Annotated in this window: 18 protein-coding genes; 15 read left to right on the top strand and 3 right to left on the bottom strand. The window is 64.5% G+C overall.

The window, feature by feature from the left end; translation table 11 throughout:
- Window positions 1-309: 309 nt before the first annotated feature.
- The 11 genes from GGD40_RS11885 (at window position 310) to GGD40_RS11935 (ending at window position 13123) form a co-directional block, all read left to right on the top strand.
- Window positions 310-1194, top strand: a complete 885-nt coding sequence (locus GGD40_RS11885; RefSeq protein ID WP_179743823.1) for a sensor histidine kinase — start codon at window positions 310-312, stop codon at window positions 1192-1194.
- Between the two features lie 10 nt (window positions 1195-1204).
- Window positions 1205-1861 carry a response regulator transcription factor RqpR gene (rqpR, locus tag GGD40_RS11890; protein ID WP_179707312.1) on the top strand — a complete coding sequence of 219 codons (657 nt, stop codon included), beginning with the start codon at window positions 1205-1207 and terminating at the stop codon, window positions 1859-1861.
- A gap of 298 nt (window positions 1862-2159) precedes the next feature.
- Window positions 2160-3551, top strand: coding sequence for an amino acid permease (locus GGD40_RS11895; RefSeq protein WP_179743824.1), 1392 nt, complete (start codon window positions 2160-2162; stop codon window positions 3549-3551).
- 332 nt (window positions 3552-3883) lie between these two features.
- Entirely contained in the window at window positions 3884-4675 is a 792-nt protein-coding gene (locus tag GGD40_RS11900) for a hypothetical protein (RefSeq protein WP_179743825.1), read from the top strand.
- 847 nt (window positions 4676-5522) lie between these two features.
- Window positions 5523-6074 carry a (2Fe-2S)-binding protein gene (locus GGD40_RS11905; RefSeq protein ID WP_179707321.1) on the top strand — a complete coding sequence of 184 codons (552 nt, stop codon included), beginning with the start codon at window positions 5523-5525 and terminating at the stop codon, window positions 6072-6074.
- A gap of 10 nt (window positions 6075-6084) precedes the next feature.
- Window positions 6085-8463 (top strand): xanthine dehydrogenase family protein molybdopterin-binding subunit, encoded by a 2379-nt coding sequence (locus tag GGD40_RS11910; protein WP_179743826.1) that lies wholly within the window; start codon window positions 6085-6087, stop codon window positions 8461-8463.
- A 34-nt stretch (window positions 8464-8497) separates the two neighbouring features.
- Window positions 8498-9295, top strand: a complete 798-nt coding sequence (locus GGD40_RS11915) for an FAD binding domain-containing protein (RefSeq protein WP_179743827.1) — start codon at window positions 8498-8500, stop codon at window positions 9293-9295.
- Between the two features lie 87 nt (window positions 9296-9382).
- Window positions 9383-10270, top strand: a complete 888-nt coding sequence (locus GGD40_RS11920) for an AAA family ATPase (RefSeq protein ID WP_035554025.1) — start codon at window positions 9383-9385, stop codon at window positions 10268-10270.
- A gap of 5 nt (window positions 10271-10275) precedes the next feature.
- Window positions 10276-11508 carry a vWA domain-containing protein gene (locus tag GGD40_RS11925; protein ID WP_179707328.1) on the top strand — a complete coding sequence of 411 codons (1233 nt, stop codon included), beginning with the start codon at window positions 10276-10278 and terminating at the stop codon, window positions 11506-11508.
- A complete protein-coding gene (locus GGD40_RS11930; protein WP_179743828.1) occupies window positions 11499-12128 on the top strand; it encodes a CoxG family protein in 630 nt (209 codons plus the stop codon). The genes GGD40_RS11925 and GGD40_RS11930 overlap by 10 nt, the downstream gene beginning before the upstream one ends.
- Window positions 12101-13123 (top strand): XdhC family protein, encoded by a 1023-nt coding sequence (locus GGD40_RS11935; protein WP_179707331.1) that lies wholly within the window; start codon window positions 12101-12103, stop codon window positions 13121-13123. Before GGD40_RS11930 ends, GGD40_RS11935 begins: the two co-directional genes overlap by 28 nt.
- A gap of 108 nt (window positions 13124-13231) precedes the next feature.
- Here GGD40_RS11935 and GGD40_RS11940 read toward each other — a convergent pair whose 3' ends face one another.
- Window positions 13232-13972, bottom strand: coding sequence for a PepSY-associated TM helix domain-containing protein (locus GGD40_RS11940; protein WP_373565280.1), 741 nt, complete (start codon window positions 13970-13972; stop codon window positions 13232-13234).
- 339 nt (window positions 13973-14311) lie between these two features.
- Here GGD40_RS11940 and GGD40_RS11945 point away from each other — a divergent pair, with 339 nt between their 5' ends.
- Window positions 14312-16219 carry a DUF3857 domain-containing transglutaminase family protein gene (locus GGD40_RS11945; RefSeq protein WP_179743829.1) on the top strand — a complete coding sequence of 636 codons (1908 nt, stop codon included), beginning with the start codon at window positions 14312-14314 and terminating at the stop codon, window positions 16217-16219.
- A 33-nt stretch (window positions 16220-16252) separates the two neighbouring features.
- On the opposite strand, the gene GGD40_RS11950 is transcribed toward GGD40_RS11945, so the two are convergent.
- Together GGD40_RS11950 and GGD40_RS11955 are read right to left on the bottom strand one after the other, a co-directional pair.
- Window positions 16253-17281 carry a serine/threonine protein kinase gene (locus tag GGD40_RS11950; RefSeq protein WP_179743830.1) on the bottom strand — a complete coding sequence of 343 codons (1029 nt, stop codon included), beginning with the start codon at window positions 17279-17281 and terminating at the stop codon, window positions 16253-16255.
- Between the two features lie 168 nt (window positions 17282-17449).
- Window positions 17450-17662 carry a hypothetical protein gene (locus tag GGD40_RS11955; RefSeq protein ID WP_144143966.1) on the bottom strand — a complete coding sequence of 71 codons (213 nt, stop codon included), beginning with the start codon at window positions 17660-17662 and terminating at the stop codon, window positions 17450-17452.
- Between the two features lie 439 nt (window positions 17663-18101).
- Here GGD40_RS11955 and GGD40_RS11960 point away from each other — a divergent pair, with 439 nt between their 5' ends.
- The 3 genes from GGD40_RS11960 (at window position 18102) to GGD40_RS11970 (ending at window position 24245) form a co-directional block, all read left to right on the top strand.
- Window positions 18102-21284, top strand: coding sequence for an efflux RND transporter permease subunit (locus GGD40_RS11960; protein ID WP_179707333.1), 3183 nt, complete (start codon window positions 18102-18104; stop codon window positions 21282-21284).
- 82 nt (window positions 21285-21366) lie between these two features.
- Entirely contained in the window at window positions 21367-22686 is a 1320-nt protein-coding gene (locus tag GGD40_RS11965; RefSeq protein WP_179743831.1) for an efflux RND transporter periplasmic adaptor subunit, read from the top strand.
- Complete coding sequence (locus GGD40_RS11970) at window positions 22683-24245, top strand: efflux transporter outer membrane subunit (protein ID WP_257030400.1); 1563 nt, start codon at window positions 22683-22685, stop codon at window positions 24243-24245. Before GGD40_RS11965 ends, GGD40_RS11970 begins: the two co-directional genes overlap by 4 nt.
- Window positions 24246-24263 lie beyond the last annotated feature (18 nt).

The raw sequence follows: 24263 nt of genomic DNA on the forward strand, positions 1-24263 counted from the left end.
CCTTGTCATGTTGCAATACATCAACCATTGCGTGAAATGTAGGCGCCAACCCTTGGTGTGACTGCATTTTTTCTACTTTTGAGATATCATCGCCGCGCATGATCGGACGAATAAACAATGCCTTCCGAAATACGCAGTTCATGTTACTGAATGTAAATTTCGTTACGTCGCACCGTAGCAATTTGCCCGTCGCGCGCTGCGCGTCGCGGTTCACCCCTGGAGGCTAGAGACCCGCATGCGTTCTTTCGTCTTCGCGCCCTGGATGCGCATCCGCTTCGCTGTCCACACCGCTTCCTGAGAGGGAAAGTCATGGATACGTCGACTGTCGTGCCTTTTTCCGCGCATCTTCCTTCGTCACCGGCTCGTGACGGCTTCGACACGTCCGCTACGGCCGCCATTGCCGTCGTCAACGTTGTTGTGCCGCTGTCCGCTGCCGAGCGCGAGCTCGCCCAGTTGCGGGCCCGGGTCCGCGAACTGTCGGCGGAACTCGTGCAGGCGCAGGAGGCGGCTTGCCGGCATGTGGCGCGCGAGTTGCACGACGGCGTGGGCGCCGAACTGACCGCGACGCGCTTCGCGCTTGCCGGTGTCGAAACCTGGCTGCCCGCCGACGCGCCGCCGCAATGTGCGGCCGCGCTCGCCGTCGCGAATCGTTCGCTCGACGCCGTGTGCGCCGCCAGCCGCCAGGCCGTCGCGGAGCTGCATGCGCCTTCGCTGGAAAGCGGCATTGTCGGCGCGCTGGCGCATTGGACCGGCGACTTCGCCGCGCGCACGCAATTGCGCACGAGCTTCGTGTGCGCCGCCGACGTGCGCCTCACCCGCTTACCGGCCGACGCCGCGCTAGCCATATTCCGCGTCGCGCAGGAAGCGCTGAACAACATTGCCAAGCACGCCCGCGCCGAATCGGCCGACGTGCGGATCGAAACCAGCCGGCGTCATCTCACGCTGATCGTCGCCGACAACGGTATCGGCCTGACGCGCAAAGCACGCAGCCGCCGCGGCCATTTCGGCCTGAGCGGCATGCTGGCGCGCTGCGCCGCTTTCGACGGCACGCTGCGCGTAAGCGCCCGGCGCGTCGCCGCGAAGCGTGGCGACGGCGCCAATGCGTCGCGCGGCACGCTGGTGCGCGCCCGCTTCGCATGGGACGCGATGCTGGCCGACGCACCGTGCGCCGAGCAGCGCGCGTTGCAATCGTGAGCGTGCCGACATGAGTCTGCGCATCCTGCTCGCCGACGATCACGCCGTGGTCCGCCAAGGCGTACGTCAATTGCTGCTCGACCGTGGCGTCGCGCGCGAAGTCACCGAGGCGCAAAGCGGCGCCGAAGCGCTCGACGCGGTCGTTCAACACAGTTACGACGTGGTGCTGCTCGACATTTCGCTGCCCGACATGAACGGCGTCGAAGTGCTGAAGCGCCTCAAACGCAAGGCGCCGCGCGTGGCCGTACTGATGTTCTCGATGTACCGCGAGGACCAGTACGCCGTGCGCGCACTGAAAGCCGGCGCGGCGGGTTATCTGTCGAAAACCGTCGACGCCGCGCAGATGATCGGCGCGATCCAGCAGGTCGCCGCGGGCCGCAAATACGTGAGCCCGGCGATGGCCGAAGCGCTGGCCGACTACGTCTCCTTCGACGGCGAACAACTGCCGCACGAAAAGCTCTCCGATCGCGAATATCAGACGCTATGCATGCTCGCCTCGGGCAAACGGCTGACGGATATTGCCGCCGCGCTGTCGCTGTCGGTGAAGACGGTCAGTGTGTACCGCACGCGGCTGCTCGAAAAAATGAAGCTGCGCAACAACGCCGAGCTGACCTTCTACGTGATGAGCAACCGGCTCGTCGATCTCAATCCGGCGATGGCCGGCTGAAGCGCCTTTTTCTCCCGCCCTGCTCTGCGCGCGCTGAATAGCGCGCCGTTCGGCGTGGCGAGCCGGTAAGAGAGCGATTCCCTCCAACTTGCCGTACATCGCGCGAAAGCTTTTCTGCGATAGATCGCACGACGAATGAACGTGTCGTGCGAATCCTATGCGAAGGGGATTTTTCGCCTGTTTACCGTGCCCTAAAAACCACGTTCCAAAATGGTGCAACGGCGTGCATCCGTTAAAATCGAGGGTTTCCCCGACATTCGGCGCGCAACAACGCGTGCACTACTGGAGACCCCCGCCAATGTCCTTGTTCCGCAAAAAGAGCGTCGAGCACATGATCGCTGCAAGCGCTCAGAACGCCGGCCTGAAGAAAGCGCTCGGCGCGCTCGATCTGACTTTCCTCGGTGTCGGCGCCATTATCGGCACCGGCATTTTCGTGCTGACCGGCACGGGCGCCGTTCAGGCCGGCCCGGCGCTAATGGTCTCGTTCCTGATCGCGGCGCTTGCCTGCGGTTTCGCCGCGCTCGCCTATGCCGAGTTCGCGTCGACCATTCCGGTGGCGGGGTCCATCTACTCGTATTCGTATGCAACGCTTGGCGAGTTGGCCGCGTGGATCATCGGCTGGGATTTGATGCTGGAGTATGGGCTGGCAACGTCGGCGGTGTCGGTCGGGTGGTCGGGGTATCTGCAGTCGCTGCTCGCGGGGTTCGGTGTGTCGTTGCCGGTGGCGCTCACCGCCGCGCCGGGCGCGTTGCCGGGCCATGACACGCTGTTCAATCTGCCCGCGTTTCTCGTCATGATGGCGATCACGGCGCTGTTGTCGGTCGGCATTCGCGAATCCGCGCGGATCAACAACGTCATGGTCGCGATCAAGGTGACCGTGGTGCTGCTGGTGATCGGCGTGGGGGTGTTCCATGTGACGCCGGCTAACTGGCATCCGTTTATGCCGAACGGCTGGAATGGCGTTTTTGGCGCGGCCGCCGTGATGTTCTTTGCGTTTATCGGGTTCGATTCGGTATCTTCCGCCGCGGAAGAAGTGAAAAACCCAGCGCGGGATCTGCCGATTGGGATTATTGCTTCACTCGGCGTGTGTGCCGTGTTGTATGTGGCGGTGGCGGCGGTGGTGACGGGAATCGTGCCGTCGGCGCAGTTTGCGAATATCTCGCACCCGGTGTCGTATGCGTTGCAGGTTGCCGGGCAGAAGTGGGTCGCCGGTTTTATCGACCTCGGCGCCGTGCTCGGCATGCTGACCGTCATTCTGGTTATGGCCTACGGGCAAACGCGCGTTATTTTCGCGATGTCGCGGGATGGGTTGTTACCGGCGCGGTTGTCGAAGGTGCATCCGCGGTTTGCTACGCCGTTCTTCACTACGTGGCTCGTTGGGATCTTCTTTGGGCTGATCGGGGCGTTGGTGCCGCTGAACGTGCTCGCTGAGCTGATCAATATCGGGACGTTGGCGGCTTTCTCGATGGTGTCGATTGCTGTGCTCGTTTTGCGGAAGACGCATCCTGAGTTGCCGCGCGCGTTCCGGTGTCCTGGGGTGCCGGTTGTGCCGGTGCTGGCTGTCGCTTCCTGTCTCTTCCTAATGGTTAATCTGCAGGCTGTCACCTGGGTCGCTTTTGTGGTTTGGCTACTCATTGGGATGGTCATCTACTTCGGCTATTCGCGGCGGAATTCCAAGCTGGCGAAGTGAGCGTTTTTAGGCCTGCGCGGCAGCAGGCAAGAAAAAGCCGCTCACACCGCTAACGCTTAAGCGAGTCGCCCGCACAGCCACGGTAGTGGCTCATCTGGAATCCGTGCCCTCGCACATTTGGCGCTCGTGGCACAGCAGTCATGCTTCCGGCAGCGCTTCGCGCGCCGTCCGGTCGCGCTAAAAGCAACGGGCCTGTCTCCATTCGCGGTGGGCCTCGCGTCGATCTATGTACGACCCGGTGATCGGCCTCCCCTGTTGCAATTGACTCGCACCTCTTCCTCGGGTGCTCGGCGAAGCCGAATTCGACCTTTTCATCCAGATAGGAAAGCGAAATGAGAGTCCAGTCAGCCAACAATCAACCCGGCGAAATCAGTCAAGCGCAAGCAGCACACGGCGATGGGCCGGATGCCGAGCCAGTTGCAGGGCCCTCAGTGTTCGATACCTCCGGACCCGGGCCGTCTGATGTCGGCGGCCGGCCCGGCGACGTGGAGCTTAAAGGCGGCTCACGGGGACGGGAGGTGCAGACCCGTCTCAACAACGCAAAGAGAAATCTCGAACAGTCGGCCGCTCACGAGAAGCGACTGATGGACGCCGCCGATGCGGTCAGCGCCGAAATCCGCGGCGCTCAAAATCCGGACGCGGACCTGCAAACGAGACTGCAACAGGCGCGACAGAATCTACTCGGGGGCCGGCGTGCGGCGGCCGCCGCAGAAAGGCAAGTCGAAGACCTCCGACGGGAAGCGCATCAACTCAGGCAGACGCTGCAAAACGAGCACTCAGGATTGTCGGCGCACCGTGCGGATGGCGCACAGCTGGAACGGACGACGCAGCATGAGATCGACGTTCTCGAAGCTGCGATGCGCATCAGTGATCATCCGTCTGCGGACTCGCAGAGCAACCTGCAAAAGCTACAGAATGATCTTCGACGAATACAGGACGCGAACCGCGATTTGACTATCCATCTGAGGGATCTGCTTCTGGAAATACGCGATGTTCCTCTGCACCAGGAAACTGCCAATGCGGCTGTCGAGACGGCAATTCAGCGCGCTCAGAATGAGCCCGCGTCGTCGCGCCTCGCAGCGAACTCGAGAATTCCAGGCGACATATGTACGACCCGGCGATGACGCTGCCCTGTTGAAATGCACTGGCGCCTCCCCCTCGGGAGGCGCTCGGCGAAGCCGATTGTCGACCGCCCATCCAGATAGGGAGAGGGAAATGAAAGTCCAGTCAGCCAGCAGTCAAGCGAACGAAGTCTCTCAGGCATCAGCGGCACCCAGCGGCGGCCCAGGCGCCGGGCAGGTTGCGGCGCCCACCGTGTTCGACACGTCAGGGCACAGCCCATCTGACGCGGGTATCCGGGCGGGCCACCCGGTGCGCGGAGAACAGGGTTCGTCAGCAGGCGGGGGGCAGGCTCCCCTCCGGCTACGGGGAGGCGGAAAAGGAATTCCGTGGGGCGAGTCTTCTACAAGCAGCGGCGCCTCGGGGACAAACAACGGCGCGCGTCAGGCTCTGCAGACGCGGCGGTCGCAGTTGGACAATCAACGGCAACAACTGGAGTCGGCGTTGTATAACGCGAGCCGTGAGATGCCTCTCATGCCGACGGTCGAGCGGACTTCATCCTCCGGCATGCGGAGCATCGAAATCGGCGCCGCGCACGGGCCGATGGGAGACCCTCGGCAGCAGGCCGCAGTCGCCGCCCGCATGTCTGCATTGACACGTCAGATCAACGACGTAAAAAGGCAAATAGCCGACGTGGACCGAGAGTTGGGCTAAGTGCGGCCAGGAGGCCCGGAGCGCAGCCACCGCTCCGGGCCTCCTCCGCGCAAAAAAACCCCTCATAGCGCCCCCGCCCAATTTGTGCTTTACTTTTCTGCACCCCAATAAAAACCGCAGTCCCCCAATCGGACCCCGCGAGTAAAACCAAAACAAAGCAGAAAAACGGTCCGGTCTCACCTCACAGGAGACAGCTTCATGACGATCAGCATCAGTCTGACGGTGAACGGCGCCGCAATTAGCGCCTCAATCGACCCCGGTACCCTGCTTGTCCAGTTCCTGCGCGAACAGCTCCGCCTGACCGGCACCCACGTCGGCTGCGACACCGCCCAGTGCGGCGCCTGCACCGTCCACCTGAACGGCCGCGCGATCAAATCCTGCAACATCCTCGCGGTACAGGCCGACGGCGCGACCGTCACCACCATCGAAGGACTCGCCCAGAACGGCGCGCTCCACCCGATGCAAGCCGCCTTCAAACACTGCCACGGCCTGCAATGCGGCTTCTGTACGCCCGGTATGGTGATGAGCGCGGTGTCGTTGGTCGAACGCCAGCCCGATCTCACCGGCGACGACGTCCGCGCCCAGCTCGACGGCAATCTGTGCCGCTGTACGGGCTATCACAACATCGTCAAAGCCGTGCTCGAAGGCGCCGCGGGCATGAAGTCCGCCGGCTCGGCGAACGCAGCCGCCAGCAGCGCCGGCAACAGCGCAACCGCCAACTCAACGGCCACCGCGCCCGCCACCGCCTGAGGAGCCGACGATGAACGCACCCGACACCCATCTGATCGGCGCTTCCGTAGAACGTAAGGAAGACTACCGTTTCCTCACCGGCAACGGTCAGTACACCGACGACATCGTCCTGCCGCAGCAAACCTACGCCGTGTTCCTGCGCTCGCCGCACGCGCATGCCAGGCTCACCAGCATCGACACCAGCGCGGCCCGACAATCGCCCGGCGTGATCGCGATCTTCACCGGCGCGGACATGGCGGCGGACAACGTCGGCGGTCTGCCGTGCGGCTGGCTGATCCACAGCACCGACGGCAAGCCGATGAACGAGCCGCCGCATCCGATCATCGCGCATACGAAAGTGCGGCACGTCGGCGATCAGGTCGCGCTGGTGATCGCGGATTCGATCAAGGCCGCGAAAGACGCCGCCGAACTGATCGAGGTCGATTACGACGTGCTGCCCGCCGTGGTCGACACCGCGCACGCGTCCGATCCGGGCCAGGCCGCCGTCCACGACGAGGTACCCGACAACATCTGCTACAACTGGGGCCACGGCGACAAAGCCGCCACCGACGCCGCGTTCGCCAAAGCCGCGCACGTCACCACGCTCGACATCGTCAACAACCGCCTGATCCCGAACGCGATCGAACCGCGCGCGGTCAACGCGAGCTACTCCGTGCAGGACGAAAGCTACACGCTGTACGTCGCGAATCAGAACCCGCACGTGGAGCGTTTGCTGATGGCAGCGTTCGTGCTGTCGCTGCCGGAATCGAAACTGCGCGTGATCGCGCCGGACGTGGGCGGCGGCTTCGGCTCGAAGATTTTCCTGTATGCCGAAGACGTCGCGCTGACGTGGGCGTCGAAGAAAATCCGCCGTCCGGTGAAGTGGACCGCCGAGCGCTCGGAAGCGTTCGTCTCCGACGCGCACGGCCGCGACCACGTCACCCACGCCGAACTCGCGATGGACGCCGACGGCAAGTTCCTCGCCATGCGCATCCATACGATCGCCAACATGGGCGCGTATCTGTCGACGTTCGCGTCGAGCGTGCCGACCATCCTGTACGCGACGCTGCTCGCCGGTCAGTACGCCACGCCCGCGATCTACGCGGAGGTCAAAGCGGTCTTCACCAACACGGTTCCCGTGGATGCCTATCGCGGCGCCGGCCGGCCTGAGGCGACCTACGTGGTGGAGCGTCTGGTCGAAACCGCCGCGCGCGACATGAAGCTCGATCCGGCGGAAATCCGCCGTCGCAATTTCATCCGCCAGTTTCCGTACGCAACGCCGGTCGGCCTCACCTACGACACCGGCGACTACGACACCCTGCTCGCACGCTCGCTCGAACTCGCGGACGTCAAAGGCTTCGCCGCGCGCAAGCAGAAGTCCGAACAGAACGGCAAGCTGCGCGGCCTCGGCTACTCGTGCTATATCGAAGCCTGCGGTCTCGCGCCGTCGAACATCGCGGGCGCGTTGGGTGCGCGGGCGGGTCTCTTCGAAGTCGGCCAGATTCGCGTGCATCCGACCGGTTCGGTCACCGTCTTCACCGGCTCGCATAGTCACGGCCAGGGGCACGAAACGACCTTCGCGCAAGTGGTCGCGGACCGGCTCGGCATTGCGCTGGAAAGCGTCGAGATCGTGCATGGCGACACCGGCCGGATTCCGTTCGGCATGGGTACGTACGGCTCGCGCTCGATCGCGGTGGGCGGCTCGGCAATCATGAAGGCGCTCGACAAGATCGAAACCAAGGCGAAGAAAATCGCCGCGCATCTACTCGAAGCCGCGGTGGAAGACATCGAGTTCAAGGACGGCGTGTTCCGTGTCGCGGGCACCGATCGTACCAAGGCCTTCGCCGAGATTTCGCTCGCGGCGTACGTGCCGCACAACTATCCGCTCGACGTGCTCGAACCGGGCCTCGAAGAAAGCGCGTTCTACGACCCGACCAACTTCACCTATCCGGCCGGCGCGTACATCTGCGAGATCGAGGTCGATCCGGACACGGGCGTGTGCCGGATCCAGCAGTTCACCGCCGTCGACGATTTCGGCAACGTGATCAACCCGATGATCGTCACGGGCCAGGTGCATGGCGGGCTCGCGCAAGGCATCGGCCAGGCGATGCTGGAACGCTGCGTGTACGACAACGAAAGCGGCCAGTTGCTGTCCGGCTCGTACATGGATTACGCGATGCCGCATGCGTCCGATCTGCCGGACTTCACCGTCGAGACCGCGAAAGGCACGCCGTGTACGCACAATCCGCTCGGCGTCAAAGGGTGCGGTGAGGCGGGCGCGATCGGCTCGCCACCGGCCGTGATCAACGCGATTCTCGACGCGCTCGCGCCGCTCGGCGTGACCGACCTGCAAATGCCGGCGACGCCGCATCGCGTGTGGTCCGCGATTCACGCCGCGAAGCAACCGTAAGCAGCCCATTGAAATCCTGAGCGGAGCATTCGACATGTATTCATTCGAGTATCAACGCGCGACGGATCCCAAAGCGGCCGTCGCCGCCCTCGCCGCCGACAGTAACGCGAAGTTCCTGGCCGGCGGTCAGAGTCTGTTGCCCACCATGCGCCTGCGTCTCGCGCAGCCGTCGCAACTGATCGACGTGACGCGGATTCCCGCGCTGAAATCGATCAGCGTCGACGCGCAAAAGGTGACGATCGGCGCAGCCGTCTGTCACGCCGACGTCGCGGATCACGCGGAGCTACGGCGCGTATCGCCGGGACTTGCGGAGCTTGCGGCGCACATCGGCGACCGGCAGGTGCGCGCGCTCGGCACGATCGGCGGATCGCTCGCGAACAACGATCCCGCCGCGTGCTATCCGGCCGCCGCGATGGCGCTGGACGCGACCATCGTCACCGAACGGCGACGCATTGCCGCGAGCGATTTTTTCGTCGGTATGTATGAGACCGCGCTCGCGCCCGACGAGCTGATCGTCGCCGTCGAGTTTCCCGTGCCCGAGCGCGCCGCCTACGAGAAATTCCGCAACCCGGCTTCGCACTTCGCGCTGGTCGGCATATTCGTCGCGAAGTTCGCGAGCGGCGTGCGGGTCGCGGTGACGGGCGCGGCTTCGTCGGTGTTTCGTGTGCCGGAGCTGGAAAGCGCGTTGTCGGCGAATTTCACACCCGAGGCGGCTCGCGCGGTGACAGTGTCCGCCACCGATCTGAACACCGACATGCACGCGAGCGCCGACTACCGCGCGCATCTGATTCCGGTGCTGGCCGCGCGCGCGGTGACGAAGGCGATCGGTTAGCGACCATCGCCGTGGGCGGCTGACGAGACGTGCTGCTCCGGCACGCCAACGTCAGCCGCCCATTCGTTCGCTCAATCCAGGACCACCATGCAGCCCGCTTCAATCGACGACACCCTCGCGCAACTCGCGAGCCAACGCTATTTCGCCAGCCGCGAACTCGCGACCGCGTTGTACCTTGCGCTGCGCATGGAGCGGCCGTTGTTCGTCGAAGGCGAGCCGGGCGTCGGCAAGACCGAACTCGCCAAAGCCGCCGCCGGAATGCTCGGTACGACGATGCTGCGGCTGCAATGCTACGAAGGGCTCGACACGGCGAGCGCGCTGTACGAGTGGGACTACCCGCGTCAAATCATGGCGCTACGTCTCGCCGAAGCCGCCGGCGAACGACCCGACAACGACACGCTGTATCGCGGCGAATTCCTGCTGAAGCGTCCGCTGTTGCAAGCGCTGATGCCCGACGAGCATCATCCGGGCGCGCGGCGTGTGCTGCTGATCGACGAGATCGATCGCGCCGACGAACCGTTCGAGGCTTTCCTGCTGGAACTTCTGTCGGATTTTCAGGTATCGATTCCCGAATACGGCACGGTGCGCGCGGCGCAGCCGCCGCTGGTGGTGATGACCTCGAACCGCACGCGCGAAGTGCATGACGCGCTGAAACGCCGTTGCCTGTACCAGTGGATCGGCTATCCGGAGCGCGATCGTGAGCTGGAGATCGTCGCCGCGCGAGCGCCGCAAACCTCGGCGGAATTGCAGCGGCGCGCGGTCGATTTCGTGCATCGGCTGCGTGGTATGGATCTGTTCAAGGCGCCGGGAATTGCCGAGACGATCGACTGGTGCCGCGCGTTGGAAGCGCTGTCGGTGACAGAACTCGATCCGCAGTCGGTGCAGAACACGTTGGGCGTGTTGCTGAAGTATCAGGACGATCTGGCGCGCGTCGACGCCGCGCAAATCGCGCAGTGTCTCGCGGCGCCGGGATAGTCAGCATGACGACGCCCGTCGGTACGCCGACCCTCGCCCGCAACGTCGTCCATTTCGTGCGCGTGTTGCGCGGCGCGGGCTTGCCGATGTCGCCGGCGCATGCCGTCGACGCGCTCGCCGCACTGCACTGGATCGATCTCGGCCGTCGCGACGACGTGCGCGCCGCGCTGGCCGCGTCGCTGGTCTCCGCGCCCGACGAACGCGACCTGTTCAACGCCGCCTTCGACCTGTTCTGGCGCGATCCCGACTGGGAAGGCAAACTGCGCGCGCTGCTGCTGCCCAAAGTGCGCGACGGCCTGCCGCCGCCCAAACGCAATAACCGTCTCGCCGATGCACTCGCCGTCCGCGCGCTGCCCTCGCCGCATCGCAAGACTCCGCAGGAAACCGAGCAACACGAACTGCGCGCGCACGCCACCTTCAGCGCGGAAGAACGGCTGCGCCACCGCGATTTCGACACCCTCACCGCCGATGAATGGCGCACCTTGCGTCACCTGATCCGCGGCCAGCGCCTGCCGCTCGCCACCGAACCGACGCGCCGCCTGAAGGCCGCCTCGCACGGCACGCATGCGGACTTGCGCGCGAGCGCGCGACACGCGGTGCGCGCGGGCGGCGACTGGACCGTGTGGAAGTATCGCGCGGTAGTCGAGCGCAAACCGCCGCTCGTGTTGCTGCTCGACATCTCCGGCTCGATGAGCAGTTATTCGCGCGCGGTGCTGTATTTCTGCCACGCGCTGTTGCAGTCGCGCGAACGGCTGCAGGTGTTTCTGTTCGGCACGCGACTCACCAACGCGACGCGCGCGCTGCGCGAGCGCGACCCCGACGTCGCGATCGCCGCGCTCACCGAGCAGGTGGTCGACTGGTCGGGCGGCACGCGGATCGGCGCGGCGCTCGCGGAATTCAACCGCCGCTGGGCGCGGCGCGTGCTGACCGGTCGCGCCACGGTGCTGCTCGTGACGGACGGGCTCGATCACGAAGCGATCGACGTGCTCGATACCGAAATGGCGCGCCTGCACCGCTTCGCGCATCGGATCGTCTGGCTCAATCCGCTGCTGCGTTTCAGCGGCTTTTCCCCGAAAGCGCGCGGCGTGCAGGCGATCCTGCCGTATGTCGACGCACATCGCCCGGTTCATAATCTCGACAGCCTGACCGCGTTCGGCCACGACCTCGCGCAGCTCACGCGCGCGCCGCGTCCGGCCGTCGCCGCCAGGCCCCCCGCAGGAGCGACGCCATGGAACTGACCGACACCCACACACTGCCGGTTTCGCAGCAACGAACGTGGGACGCGTTGAACGACACGGAAATTTTGCGCGCCTGCATTCCGGGCTGCGAAAGCATCGATCCCGACGGTGAGAACGCCTATCTGGTCGCGCTGAGCGCAGCGGTCGGGCCCGTCAAGGCGCGTTTCAAGGGGCGCATGCAACTGACCGACATCGACGCGCCGAACGGCTACAGCATCGTGTTCGAAGGCCAGGGCGGCGCCGCGGGTTTCGCCAAGGGCAATGCCCGCGTCTCGCTCGAAGCCGACGGCGACGCCGCCGACTCGACGAAGCTCTCCTACACGGCGAGCGCGCAGGTGGGCGGCAAGCTCGCGCAGATCGGTTCCAGGCTGGTGGACGGCGCGGCGCGTAAAATCGCGGGCGAATTCTTCAAGCGCTTCGGCGCGCGGGTGAGTGGCGAGGGTGGCGCGGACGTTGAAAACGTCGACAACATTGACGCGGCCGCCCCGGAAGGCACCGAGCCAGCAGCCGATCCCACGGCGCGGAACAATACAGCACAGAATGAGGCCGCGGACGGCAAGTCCGCCGGCGACGCAACGAAAAGGAAGAAATCATGGACAGCGTGGATCTCGAAGTCCTGAAGTCCAGCGCACGTTGGCTGGAAGAGGGACATCGCGCGTTACTGGTGACGGTGGTGAAGACGTGGGGCTCGTCGCCGCGTCCCGAGGGCGCGATGCTCGCGGTGCGCGACGATGGGCTGGTGGTCGGCTCGGTCTCGGGCGGCTGTATCGAAGACGATCTGATCGATCGTGTCCGGCAAAAAGGTATCGAGCAGACGCACCCGGAAGCGGTGAAGTACGGCATCACGGCGGAAGAAGCGCACCGTTTCGGCCTGCCCTGCGGCGGCACGATCCAGCTCGTGCTTGAACCGCTGGCGCCGCAAAGCGGCATTGCGGAACTGTGCAACGCGGTGGAAGACGGCCGGCTCGTCGCGCGCGAACTCGACATGGCGACCGGCGCGGTACAGCTCGGCAATGCGCTAGCCACGGACGGCGTGCTATTCGACGGCGAGCGGCTGTTGACGATCCACGGCCCGCGTTACCGGATGCTGGTGATCGGTGCGGGGCAGTTGTCGCGCTATCTATGTCAGATCGCGGTGGGGCTCGACTATCAGGTGACGGTGTGCGATCCGCGCGAAGAGTACACCGAGGAATGGAATATCCCCGGCACGAAGATCGTGCGCACCATGCCGGACGATACCGTGACCGACATGAAGCTCGACGAGCGCTGCGCGGTGATCGCGCTCACGCACGATCCGAAGCTCGACGACCTCGCGTTGATGGAAGCGTTGAAAACGCCAGCGTTTTACGTCGGCGCATTGGGCTCGCGGCGCAATAACCAGGCGCGGCGCGAACGGCTGAAGGAATTCGATCTGAACGATACCGAACTGGCCCGTTTGCATGGGCCGGTGGGCATTTATATCGGCAGCCGCACGCCGCCCGAGATCGCGGTTTCGATTCTTGCCGAGGTGACGGCGGCTAAGAACGGCGTTTCTTTGCCGACGCTGCTGAAGGTTGAAGGCGCGAAGGCCGCGCGGGAAATTGCGGCGTCCGGCGATGCGACGTGTAGCGTGTAGCGTTTGATGGCGCGTTAGCTTAAGCGTTCGATTGCCTCGTGTGGCACGCGAGGCGGTTTTGCCACAGCCACAGCCACCGCCGCTGCGCGAAGCAAGCTGAAACGCGGATTACATCAATCCGCAAACCACGGCGGCGATCACTGAGCCGCCCACCAGAATCACGCCCACCAGGCGGCGTTTGTTCAACTCGGTCCACAGCAACACGCCGGTCAGCGACAGCAGAATCATCCCGCCGGCAATCGTATCGATCAGCAACACCCAGCCGACGCTCAGACCCACGCCGCGATGCAGGTTGTTCATCGTCGTGAGAAACGAGTTGTGGGTGCGTTTCACCGCGACAAAGCCGTTACCGACCCAGTACTCGGCCTGCACGTTCTGCGCCGTGCCGAAGATGCCGACCTGCCAGAACTCCGGCTGCATCGTGCTGCGGTCGCCCCACGCCACCGGATGAGCCGGCTCGCGCTTGACTTTGCCCGGCTTGCCGTCGATCTTCAATTCGCCCTGCAGCCACTTCGCCATGTCCATTGGCGAGCGCAGCGGTTTCTGCGGCACGGGAATCTGCATTTCCTCGACCTGCGGCTCACCCGACGACACCTTCAACGGCCCGCCCCGGTGATTCAGCAGGAAGCCGGTCACGCCGAACATCAGTCCAAGCACGGCGCCCCACAACCCGACCCAGCCGTGCACCTTGCGCAGCCACTTGATGAAGTTCGCGCGCCGTGAACGCTGGCGTCGTGCAGCCTGCTCGCCGTCGTCCATCAGATGATGACCTCGCTGCGGCGTGTGCGCGGTGTATTGCGAGCCGCCGGCAGCGGCAGGTTTCATATCGATCGAATCAGGCGCGTTCACATCCAGGCTCCAGCTACGGCAAATTGATCGCCACCGGGCGCGGCAACATTGCGCGCTCAGGGCTGCGGTAAAGGGATTACGTATCGAGTATCGAGAGGAGGTGCCGGACGTCCCGGCTTGCGGTCCAGGACGTCCGGCTGAAAAGCTGGCTGGCTGGCAGTCACAGAGGAGGAGAAATGTGACGGTACGCTGGCGATGCCTTTCAATTGAGAATGGCTATCATTACATAAATGAGGCATTTCCTCAATCGCAGCGCGTGGCTACCGCTTGACATCTACGCGGCGCAAACCGACTCTAGCTGGCGATCCCGTCAACATTGCCGCCGGAACCTTACCCGCCATGCGCCCTTCTTCCGTGGTTAGTTTCGCCTTGGCGTTGTCCGGCTGGTTGGCCGGCGTTCCTTCGGCTAGCGCGAGCGTTCCAGCGAAGCTGGACGATCCCTATACGAACGAAGGCGAGACGCAGACCTTCACCGTGAACGCCGACGGCTCCTTCTCCAAGCTCGACGCGATGACGCTGCGCGTCAACAACGAAGCCGGCGTGGCGCGCGTGGCGCAGCAATACGTCTGGTTCAATCGCAACATGGCGGACGTCCAGATCCTCGAGGCCTACACGACGACCGCCGACGGTGTGCGGCACGACGTGCAGCCCGAGCAGATCCGCGACGTGCAGGAAGCCCGTTCGTTCGACGCGCCGATGTTCCAGGACATTCAGGAAAAGGTGATCGTGTTCCCCGCGGTCGAGCCGGGCGCGCGCGTGCATCTCACCTATCGCAAGACGCAGAAGCAGCCGATCGTGCCGGGCCAGTTCAGCGACTTCACGCCGCCCGATCTCGCGCCGACCCACAACTTCCGTCTGATCTACGACCTGCCCGCCGACAAACCGCTCTATGCCGACGCGCGCGGCTTCACCGCCTCGCAGCCGATCACGCGCGACGGCCGCACGCGCTACGAGTATCGCTACGACAAGGCGCACTTCAGCCGGCTGGAGCGCGGCTCGGTTGCGTACGTGTCGTATGGCGATCGGCTGATGGTCTCGACTTTCCCCGACTACGCCGCGTTCGCCGCGACCTACCGCGAATCTGCGGTGGACCCGAGCGCGCACGACACCGCCGTCACGCGTCTCGCGCAACAGCTCACCGCACACGACCGCACGCCGCGCGACAAAGCCAAAACGCTGTACGACTGGGTCCGCCGCAACGTGCGCTATGTGGCGATCAACGTCGGGCGCGGCGCGGTGGTGCCGCATAGCGCGAGTGAGATCCTCGCGAACCGCTACGGCGACTGCAAGGACCACGTCGCGTTATACGGCGCCTTGCTCGACGCGGCCGGCGTGCGTAACGAGCCTGCGCTGATCAGCAGCGGCTCGATCTATACGCTGCCGAGCGTGCCGGGCTACGGCGTCATCAATCACATCATCACGTGGCTGCCGGATTTGCAGCAGTATGCCGATTCGACCGCGTCGAACGTCGAGTTCGGTTTTCTGCCTTCGTCGGATATGAACCGGCCAACCGTGCTGGTCGGCCAGGGCGTGCTGGCGAGCACACCCGCCACCGCGCTGATGACGCGTAGCAGCGACCTCTCGCTGAATGTCGAACCGGATGGCTCGGCGAGCTTCACCTACCGGCTGGAAGCAGTGGGCGCGTCCGCCGAACAGGCCCGCGCGATGTTGCGCACGCAGACGCCCGCACAACGCGAGGATTCGATTCAGGCCGAGTTGCGCAGCGTGAACCTGCGCGGCACGGCCACGCTCAGCACCAGCGACCTGAGCGCTGTCGACGGTCCGCTGACGATCACGATGAAAGGCACGCTGGAAAGTCTCGTGGTGCCGGGCGCGGCGGCATCCATTCCGGCGCTGACGAGTCTGGCCGGCGGCTTCGAAGCGGACACGCGCTATTGGCTGGGCGAACGTCAGCGCACGCAACCGTTCGTCTGCCACAACCTCACGTTGCACGAACACGCGCGTATCGAACTGCCCGCGAATTTCCGCGTGCTCGACATGCCGGAGGCGAAGCGCACGCAAGACCGCTTCGTCGATTTTCAGTCGCAGTACACGTTCGATCCGCTCAGCAATGTCGTCACGATGACGCGCGAAGGCGCCACGCATTTCAACAGCGACGTCTGCACGCCCGACGACTTCGCGCAGATGCGTCCCGCGATGGAAGCGATCGGCCGCGACGTGCGTGCCGAGGTGATTGTTAAATCGATGCTGGTGGAATCGTCGAGCGTGGCGTCGCAGGCGCCGTGAAGCGCCTGCGGTCTCGCCGTTCAACGCAAGTACTCAGACCGGCCAGAGCGGCCCTTCCTGCATCGCGCCGATCTGCTCGCGCAATTCGAGAATGCGGTCTTCCCAATAGCGCTGCGTGTTGAACCACGGAAACGCCGCCGGAAACGCCGGGTCGTCCCAGCGACGCGCGAGCCACGCCTGATAGTGAATCAGGCGCAGCGTGCGCAACGCTTCGACCAGGTAGAGTTCGCGCGGCTCGAAGTCGCAGAAGTCTTCGTAACCGGCGAGCAGATCCGTCAGCGCACGCGACGCCTCGCCGCGTTCGCCCGGCAGCAGCAGCCACAAATCCTGAATCGCCGGCCCCATGCGGCTATCGTCGAAGTCGACGAAATGCGGGCCCGCGTCGGTCCACAGCACGTTGCTCGGATGACAATCGCCGTGCATGCGCAGCAGACGAATCTCACCGGCGCGTTCGAACGCACGCTCAACGCCTTCGAGCGCGAGATTCACCACGGTCTCCCATGCGGTGCGCACGTCGTCCGGTACGAAGCGCTGAGCCAGCAGGAAATCGCGCGGCTCGTAGCCGAAGGTCTGGATGTCGAGCGTGGGACGCTCGGTGTAGTTTTGCGTCTGCCCCACCGCGTGAATACGGCCGATGAAACGCCCCAGCCATTCGAGCGTATCGCGCCGGTCGAGATCGGGCGCGCGACCGCCGCGGCGCTCGAAGATCGAAAAGCGGAAGCCGTCGAAGCTATGCAGCGTGCGACCTTCGAACGCACGCGCGGGCACTGCCGGAATCTCGCGCGCGGCGAGATCGGCGACAAACGCGTGTTCTTCGAGAATGGCCGCGTCGGTCCAGCGCTCGGGACGATAGAACTTCGCGACTACCGGCGGGCCGTCTTCCACGCCCACCTGGTACACGCGGTTCTCGTAGCTGTTGAGCGGCAGCATGCGGCCGTCGGTGCGTACACCGACGGTGGCGAGCACGCTGTCGAGCGCGTCGAGCACGATTTCCGGCTGGAGCCGGGCGAAGGGCGCAGCGCTATTCGCGCCGGCCGGGGAATCGGAAGTGTCGTCGTTCATGCACGCATTGTGCGCCGCGCCGCCGTCAAAGACGAGGGCAACGGCTCACGATGCAGTCGAGAGCGCCTGAGCGCAGGGTGGCCGCGCGATGGGCGCGCGGCTTACAGACAGCAAACGCGCAAACGAACCAACGCGCCAATAAGCCAACGCGTCGAACTCAAACCAGCGTCAATGAATCTGCGCACTCGACGGACGTACCTGCTCGCCCGTGTCGATCAGGTCTTCCAGGAAGAAGGGTTCAGTATTCAGGTGCTCGGACGTGCCGGGCTCGCCGGCATACCACGCCACCATGGCCATGTCGCCGAGAATACGCATGACAATTCCGCGCGCGCCCTGCGGCACGGCGATATGCACCGATCGGACAATAGAACCGATTTGCATGATGTTTCCCCGTTCTCCCATAGCCGGCTTTGTGATTTCGCGCCGGTCAAGGTAAATAAAAACGCCGCCACGCCGATAACGTTGCGTACGCACCCAATCTTCTGCGCGTCTGACGCGTGAGAGGTTCGAGTCATTGTTCCCGTTTTGCGGGGCCATGAAAAGCGCGAACTCAGGGCACTTGACCCGTCGTTTCGCCCTATTCCCATTACGCCGCGCCGGCCCGATGATTCCTAGCGTAACGCGTCGTAACGAGCCCATCATAAACCCAGCTGGGGGGATATATCAAAAACGTGCATCGACACAATGATCCGCTGAATCGGCCCGGCGCGGCCGTTGGCCCGTATGGCGGCCTTCACTGGAGTCGGGGTCGGGTTCAGGCTCGCCGTGCCTGCGGCGTCGCGGGCGCCGTCCTCTTCCGCTTCGAGCGGCACGACTAGCCATGTGGATCGTTCGCCTCGCGCTGCGGCGCCCCTATACCTTTGTCGTGCTGGCCCTGCTCCTGCTGATCGTCGGACCGCTGACGATCCTGCGCACGCCGACCGATATCTTCCCCAACATCGACATTCCAGTACTCTCGGTGATCTGGACGTATAACGGCCTGCCCGCGGACGAGATGGAAAAGCGCATCGTGCTCAACTACGAGCGCGGCTTGTCGGTGGCGGTCAACGATATCGAGCACACGGAATCGACCTCGCTGAACGGCATTGCGGTCATCAAGATCTTTTTCCAGCCGCACGCGAATATCGATGAAGCGCTCGCCGAAGTCACCGCGCTGTCACAGACGCAATTGCGTTCGCTGCCGCCCGGCATCACGCCGCCGTTCATCCTGCGTTATAACGCGTCGACGGTGCCGATCCTGCGGCTCGCCCTGTCGTCCGACTCGCTCACCGAACAGGAGCTATTCGACTTCGGCAACAACTTCCTGAAGACGCAGCTCGCCACGGTGCCGGGCGCGTCGGCGCCGTTGCCGTACGGCGGCAAGCAGCGGCAGATCATGGTCGATATCGACTCGCGCAAATTGCAGGAACGAAATCTGTCGCCGATTGACGTAGTCAACGCAGTCACCGCGCAGAACCTGATCCTGCCCTCGGGCACCGCGAAAATCGGCTCGACCGAGTACTCGGTGGAAATGAACGGCAGCCCCGATTCGCTCGCCGGGCTCAACAATATTCCGATCAAGTCCACCGCCAACGGCACCGTTTATATCCGCGACGTCGCGCATGTACGCGACGGTTTCCAGCCGCAGACCAATATCGTGCGCGTGAACGGCCAGCGCGCCGCCTTGCTGACCATCAACAAAAGCGGCAATACGTCCACGCTCGAAATCGTCGACCGTATCAAGAGAATGATGCCGACGCTGCGCAATCTCGTGCCCGCGTCGCTGAATATCGATCCCGTGGCCGATCAATCGCTGTTCGTGCGGGCGTCGGTGCAGGGCGTGCTGCGCGAGGCGGTGATCGCCGCCTGCCTCACCGGTTTGATGATTCTGCTGTTCCTCGGCAACTGGCGCGCGACGCTGATCATCGCCGTGTCGATTCCGCTGTCGATGATCACGTCGATCATCGCACTCTCCATGCTCGGCGAAACCATCAACATCATGACGCTCGGCGGCCTTGCGCTCGCGGTCGGGATTCTGGTGGACGATGCCACGGTCGCGATCGAAAACATCAGCCATCAACTGGAGCAGGGCAAGACGCTCGAGCAGGCGATTCTCGACGGCGCGCATCAGATCGCGATTCCGACGCTGGTGTCGACGCTGTCGATCTGCATTGTGTTCGTGCCGATGTTTCTGCTGACGGGCGTCGCGCACTACCTGTTCATTCCGCTCGCCGAAGCGGTGGTGTTCGCGATGCTGGCCTCGTATTTCTTTTCGCGAACGCTCGTGCCGACGCTCGCGAAATATCTGCTGCGGCATCACCATAAGGCGGCGGATGCGCATCACGCGCCGGCGCAAACGCGCAATCCGTTCATGCGCGTGCACTACGCGTTCGAAGGCGGCTTCGAGCGTTTGCGCGAACGTTATCGCGTGTTTCTCGAAGCGCGCGTCGCGCGGCCAGGTCTGTTCGTCACGCTGTTTCTGGTGTGCTGCGGCGTGTCGATGTTCCTGATGCCGTTCCTCGGCCGCGACTTCTTCCCCGCCGTCGATGCGGGCACCATCGCGCTGCATCTGCGCGCGAAAACGGGCATGCGGGTCGAGGAAACCGCCGTGGTCACCGATCGCGTCGATACGCGCATACGCCAGTTGATTCCGAAAGAAGAGCTGCATTCGATCATCGACAACATCGGCCTGCCGGTGTCGGGTATCAACCTGTCGTACAGCAACACCGGCACGATCGGCACCTCGGACGCCGACGTGCTGATCACGCTCAATCCCGATCATCACCCGAGCGCCGACTACGTGCGCACGCTGCGGCGCACGCTTACCGACGAATTCCCCGGCGTGCAGTTCGCGTTTCTGCCGGCGGATATCGTCAGTCAGACGCTCAACTTCGGCATGCCGTCGCCGATCGATATTCAGATCGTGGGGCGTGACGTAGCGGGCAATCGCGTGTTCGCGGCCAGCCTGCTGAACCGTCTGCGCAAAGTGCCCGGGCTTGCCGACGCGCGCATCCAGCAACCCGCCGACTTGCCGCGCATTTTCATCGACGTGGACCGCACGCGCGCGCAGCAAGCTGGTTTCACGCAACGCGATATCGCGAGCAACCTGCTGATCACGCTGTCCGGCAGCCAGCAAACCACGCCGACGTTCTGGCTCAATCCGCGCAATGGCGTCAGCTACAACGTGATCACGGAAGCACCGCAATACACGATCGATTCGCTGCAATCGCTCGCCAACATTCCGCTGAACGCGAACGGCCGCAGCAATATTCTCGGCTCGCTCGCCACCATGACGCGCGAGGCCGGCAACGCGACGCTGAACCACTACAACGCGCAGACCACCATCGACATTTACGGCACCGCTGACGGCCGCGATCTCGGCGGCGTGTCCGACGATATCCGCAAGATCATCGACGACGCCAAGGCCGAGTTGCCCAAGACGTCGAGCGTCGAAGTGCGCGGCCAGGTGCAGACCATGAACGATTCGTTCTCGGGTCTGTTCGCCGGTCTCGTGTTCGCGATCCTGCTGGTGTATCTGCTGATCGTGGTGAATTTCCAGTCGTGGCTCGATCCGTTCATCATCATCACGGCGCTGCCGGGTGCGCTCGCGGGCATCGTCTGGATGCTGTTTCTCACGCACACCACGCTGTCGATTCCGGCGCTCACCGGCGCAATCATGTGTATCGGCATCGCGACCGCGAACTCGATTCTGGTGATCAGCTTCGCGCGTGAACGCCTGCTCGAACACGGCGACGCGACGCGCGCCGCGATCGAAGCGGGCTTCACGCGTTTCCGTCCGGTGCTGATGACGGCGCTCGCGATGGTGATCGGCATGGTGCCGATGGCGATCGGTCTCGGCGAAGGCGGCGAGCAGAATGCGCCGCTCGGGCGCGCGGTGATCGGCGGCTTGACGATCGGCACGTTGGCCACGCTAATTTTCGTTCCGGTGGTGTTCTCGATGATCTATCGTCGACTCGCGGCGCGGCGTTTGCGCGCGGCGGAGCATGTGGTGCAGAAGCCATGACGCGCATCGTGGCGGCGAACGCAATGGCGAGCATCACAAGAGGCAGCGCTGACTGCCCACGCATCTTCACAGGGGAAGTTTGATGGAAGCACACCGTCCGGATGGTTCCGGCACCTCGCACGAACCGGCGAAAAGTAAACGCACGCGATTGATCGTTGTGGCCGTGGCCGTGGTGGTGATCGCTCTCGCCGCGCAAGGCATCTGGTCACGCCACGACGCGCACGCCGCGCTCGAACGCGATGCCGAACACGCGAGCCAGACGAGCGTGGAAGTCGTGCGACCGCAAAAATCGACGGCAGGGCTCGATCTCGTGCTGCCGGGCAACGTGCAGGCCTTTCTCGACACGCCGATCTACGCGCGCACCAACGGCTATCTGAAGAAGTGGTACGCGGACATCGGCGCGCACGTGAAAAACGGCCAACTGCTCGCCGAAATCGATACGCCGGAAGTGGACGATCAACTGCGCGCCGCGCGCGCCGATCTCGCGAATGCCGACGCCAACTACGCGCTCGCGAAAAGCACCGCCGACCGCTGGACCGACATGCTGAAAAGCAAGTCGGTGTCGAAGCAGGAAACCGACGAGAAAGTCGGCGACATGCTGGCGAAGAAAGGTACGCTCGACGCGGCGCGCTTCAATGTTGCGCGTCTGGAAAAGACGCAATCGTTCCAGAAGGTCTACGCGCCGTTCGACGGCATCGTCACGGCGCGCAACGTGGATGTCGGCGCGCTGATCGACGCGGGCAGCTCGGGCGGACCGGCAAAGGAACTGTTCCACGTCGCGCAGGCCGACCGCTTGCGGGTGTATGTGAACGTGCCGCAGGCCTACGCACAACAGGTGCGCGCACAACAAACGGCGTTTCTGACGCTGACCGAGACGCCGTCGAAACACTATCCCGGGACGGTGGCGCGCACGGCGGGCGCGGTGGATCCACAACAGCGCACCATGCTGGTCGAAGTGGACGTCGACAATCGCAACGGCGATTTGCTGCCCGGCGCATATGCGCAGGTGCATTTCGCGTTGGGCACGGGCGCGGCGCCGTTCACGCTGCCGGGCAATGCGTTTCTGTTCCGGCCGGACGGCGTGAAGGTCGCGACCGTGGACGCGCAGCACAAGGTGAAGCTGATCACGGTGTCGCTGGGCACGGACTTCGGTACGCGTGTGGCGGTCGCGTCGGGTTTGCAGGGCAACGAGCAGGTGATTCTGAACCCGCAGGATTCGATCGTCGATGGGGCGCCGGTGCGGATCGTGCCGCGAGAGGGGGCTTCGGGTGCTTCGGGTGCAGCGGCGAACGGTGAAGGTTCGGCCGGCGCGTCCGGTGCGCCCGGCGCGGCTGCAAACACACCGGCTGCTCACTTTGCCGCTCACTCTGTCGCGAGTCCATCCGCGAGCGCATCGTCATGAACGCGCCAACGCCCCCCTCGCGCCGCGTTCGCGCGCCGCAACTCAAGCGCGTCAGCGATCGCGCGCCTCAGCTCACGCGCATCACCTTGCGCACGTCGGCGTTGGCGCTCGCTTCAGTCTGTCTGCTCGCCGCCTGCACCGTCGGCCCCGACTACGTCAAACCACCGGCGGCGACCGCCGCCACCTACAAGGAACTCGAAGGCACCGGCTGGATGCCCGCGCAACCCGCCGACACGCTCACGCGCGGCGCCTGGTGGAACGTCTACGCCGATCCATCGCTCGACGCTCTCGAACAGCAGGTCGCCACCGCGAACCAGACCGTGCAGGCCGCCGAAGCGCGTTTTCGCGCCGCCCGCGCAACAGTCGCGCAATATCGCTCGACTTACTTCCCGGTGGTCAGCGCGAACGGCGACTATTCGCGCGCACGGGGTTCGAGCAACGTGCTGCACAAGTCGACCGCCGGCCTCACGCTGAACGACTACCTCGTGCAAGCCGATGCATCGTGGGAGCCGGACTTGTGGGGCCGCGTGTCGCGCAGCGTCGAAGGCGCGAAGGCCGAAGCGCAGGCGAGTGCCGCCGACGTCGACGCCGCGCTGCTGTCCATGCAAGCCGAACTCGCGACCGATTACTTCGAATTGCGCGGGCTCGATCAGGAACGCCAGCTTCTCGACGACACGATCAAGGCCTACACGGAAGCGCTCGATCTGACGCAGCACCGCTACGCCGGCGGCATCGCCACCGACGCCGACGTCGCGCAGGCGCAAACGCAACTGAAGACCACCCAGGCGCAAGCACTCGACATTGGCGTGCAGCGCGCACAACTTGAACATGCGATCGCGATTCTGACCGGCCAGCCGCCTTCGACGTTTTCACTGCCGGTGGCGCCGCTCGTCGCGGTGCCGGTCGTGGCCGCTGCGGGCGTGCCGTCGGCATTGCTCGAACGACGCCCCGACATCGCGGCGGCCGAACGCCATATCGCCGACATGAACGCGCAGATCGGCGTGGCGACGGCGGCGTTTTTCCCCAGCCTGATTCTGTCGGTAACGGGCGGCCTCGAAGCGACCAACTACAGCCAATGGCTGGTGACGCCGAGCCGGCTGTGGTCGCTCGGACCGGCGCTGGCCGGCACGCTGCTCGACTTCGGCGGACGCGCGGCGGTGAAGGAACAGGCCCGCGCGCACTACGACGAAAGCGTCGCGCAATATCGGCAGACGGTGCTGAGCGCATTCGGCGAAGTCGAGGACAACCTGGCCGCGTTGCGCGTGCTCGAACAGGAAGCCGCCGCGCAGGACGACGCCGTCGCCGCCGCGCAGCGTTCGCTGGCGGTCATCTCGAACCGCTACAAGAACGGCGCGATCACCTATCTCGATGTCGTCGTCGCGCAGACCACCGCGCTGACCAACGAGCGCAACGCGGTGTCGATCGCGCGCCGCCGGATGGCCGCGAGCGTCGCGTTGATCAAGGCATTGGGCGGCGGCTGGGATGCGTCCGCGCTGCCCACCGACGAACAGATCGTGCATCCGGCAACGGCGGCGAGCGAGGCGGCGGCGCACGGGTAGTGCCCGGCTCGCCGATCC

Origin of the sequence: Paraburkholderia bryophila (genome assembly GCF_013409255.1) — a bacterium.
Lineage (GTDB): Bacteria > Pseudomonadota > Gammaproteobacteria > Burkholderiales > Burkholderiaceae > Paraburkholderia.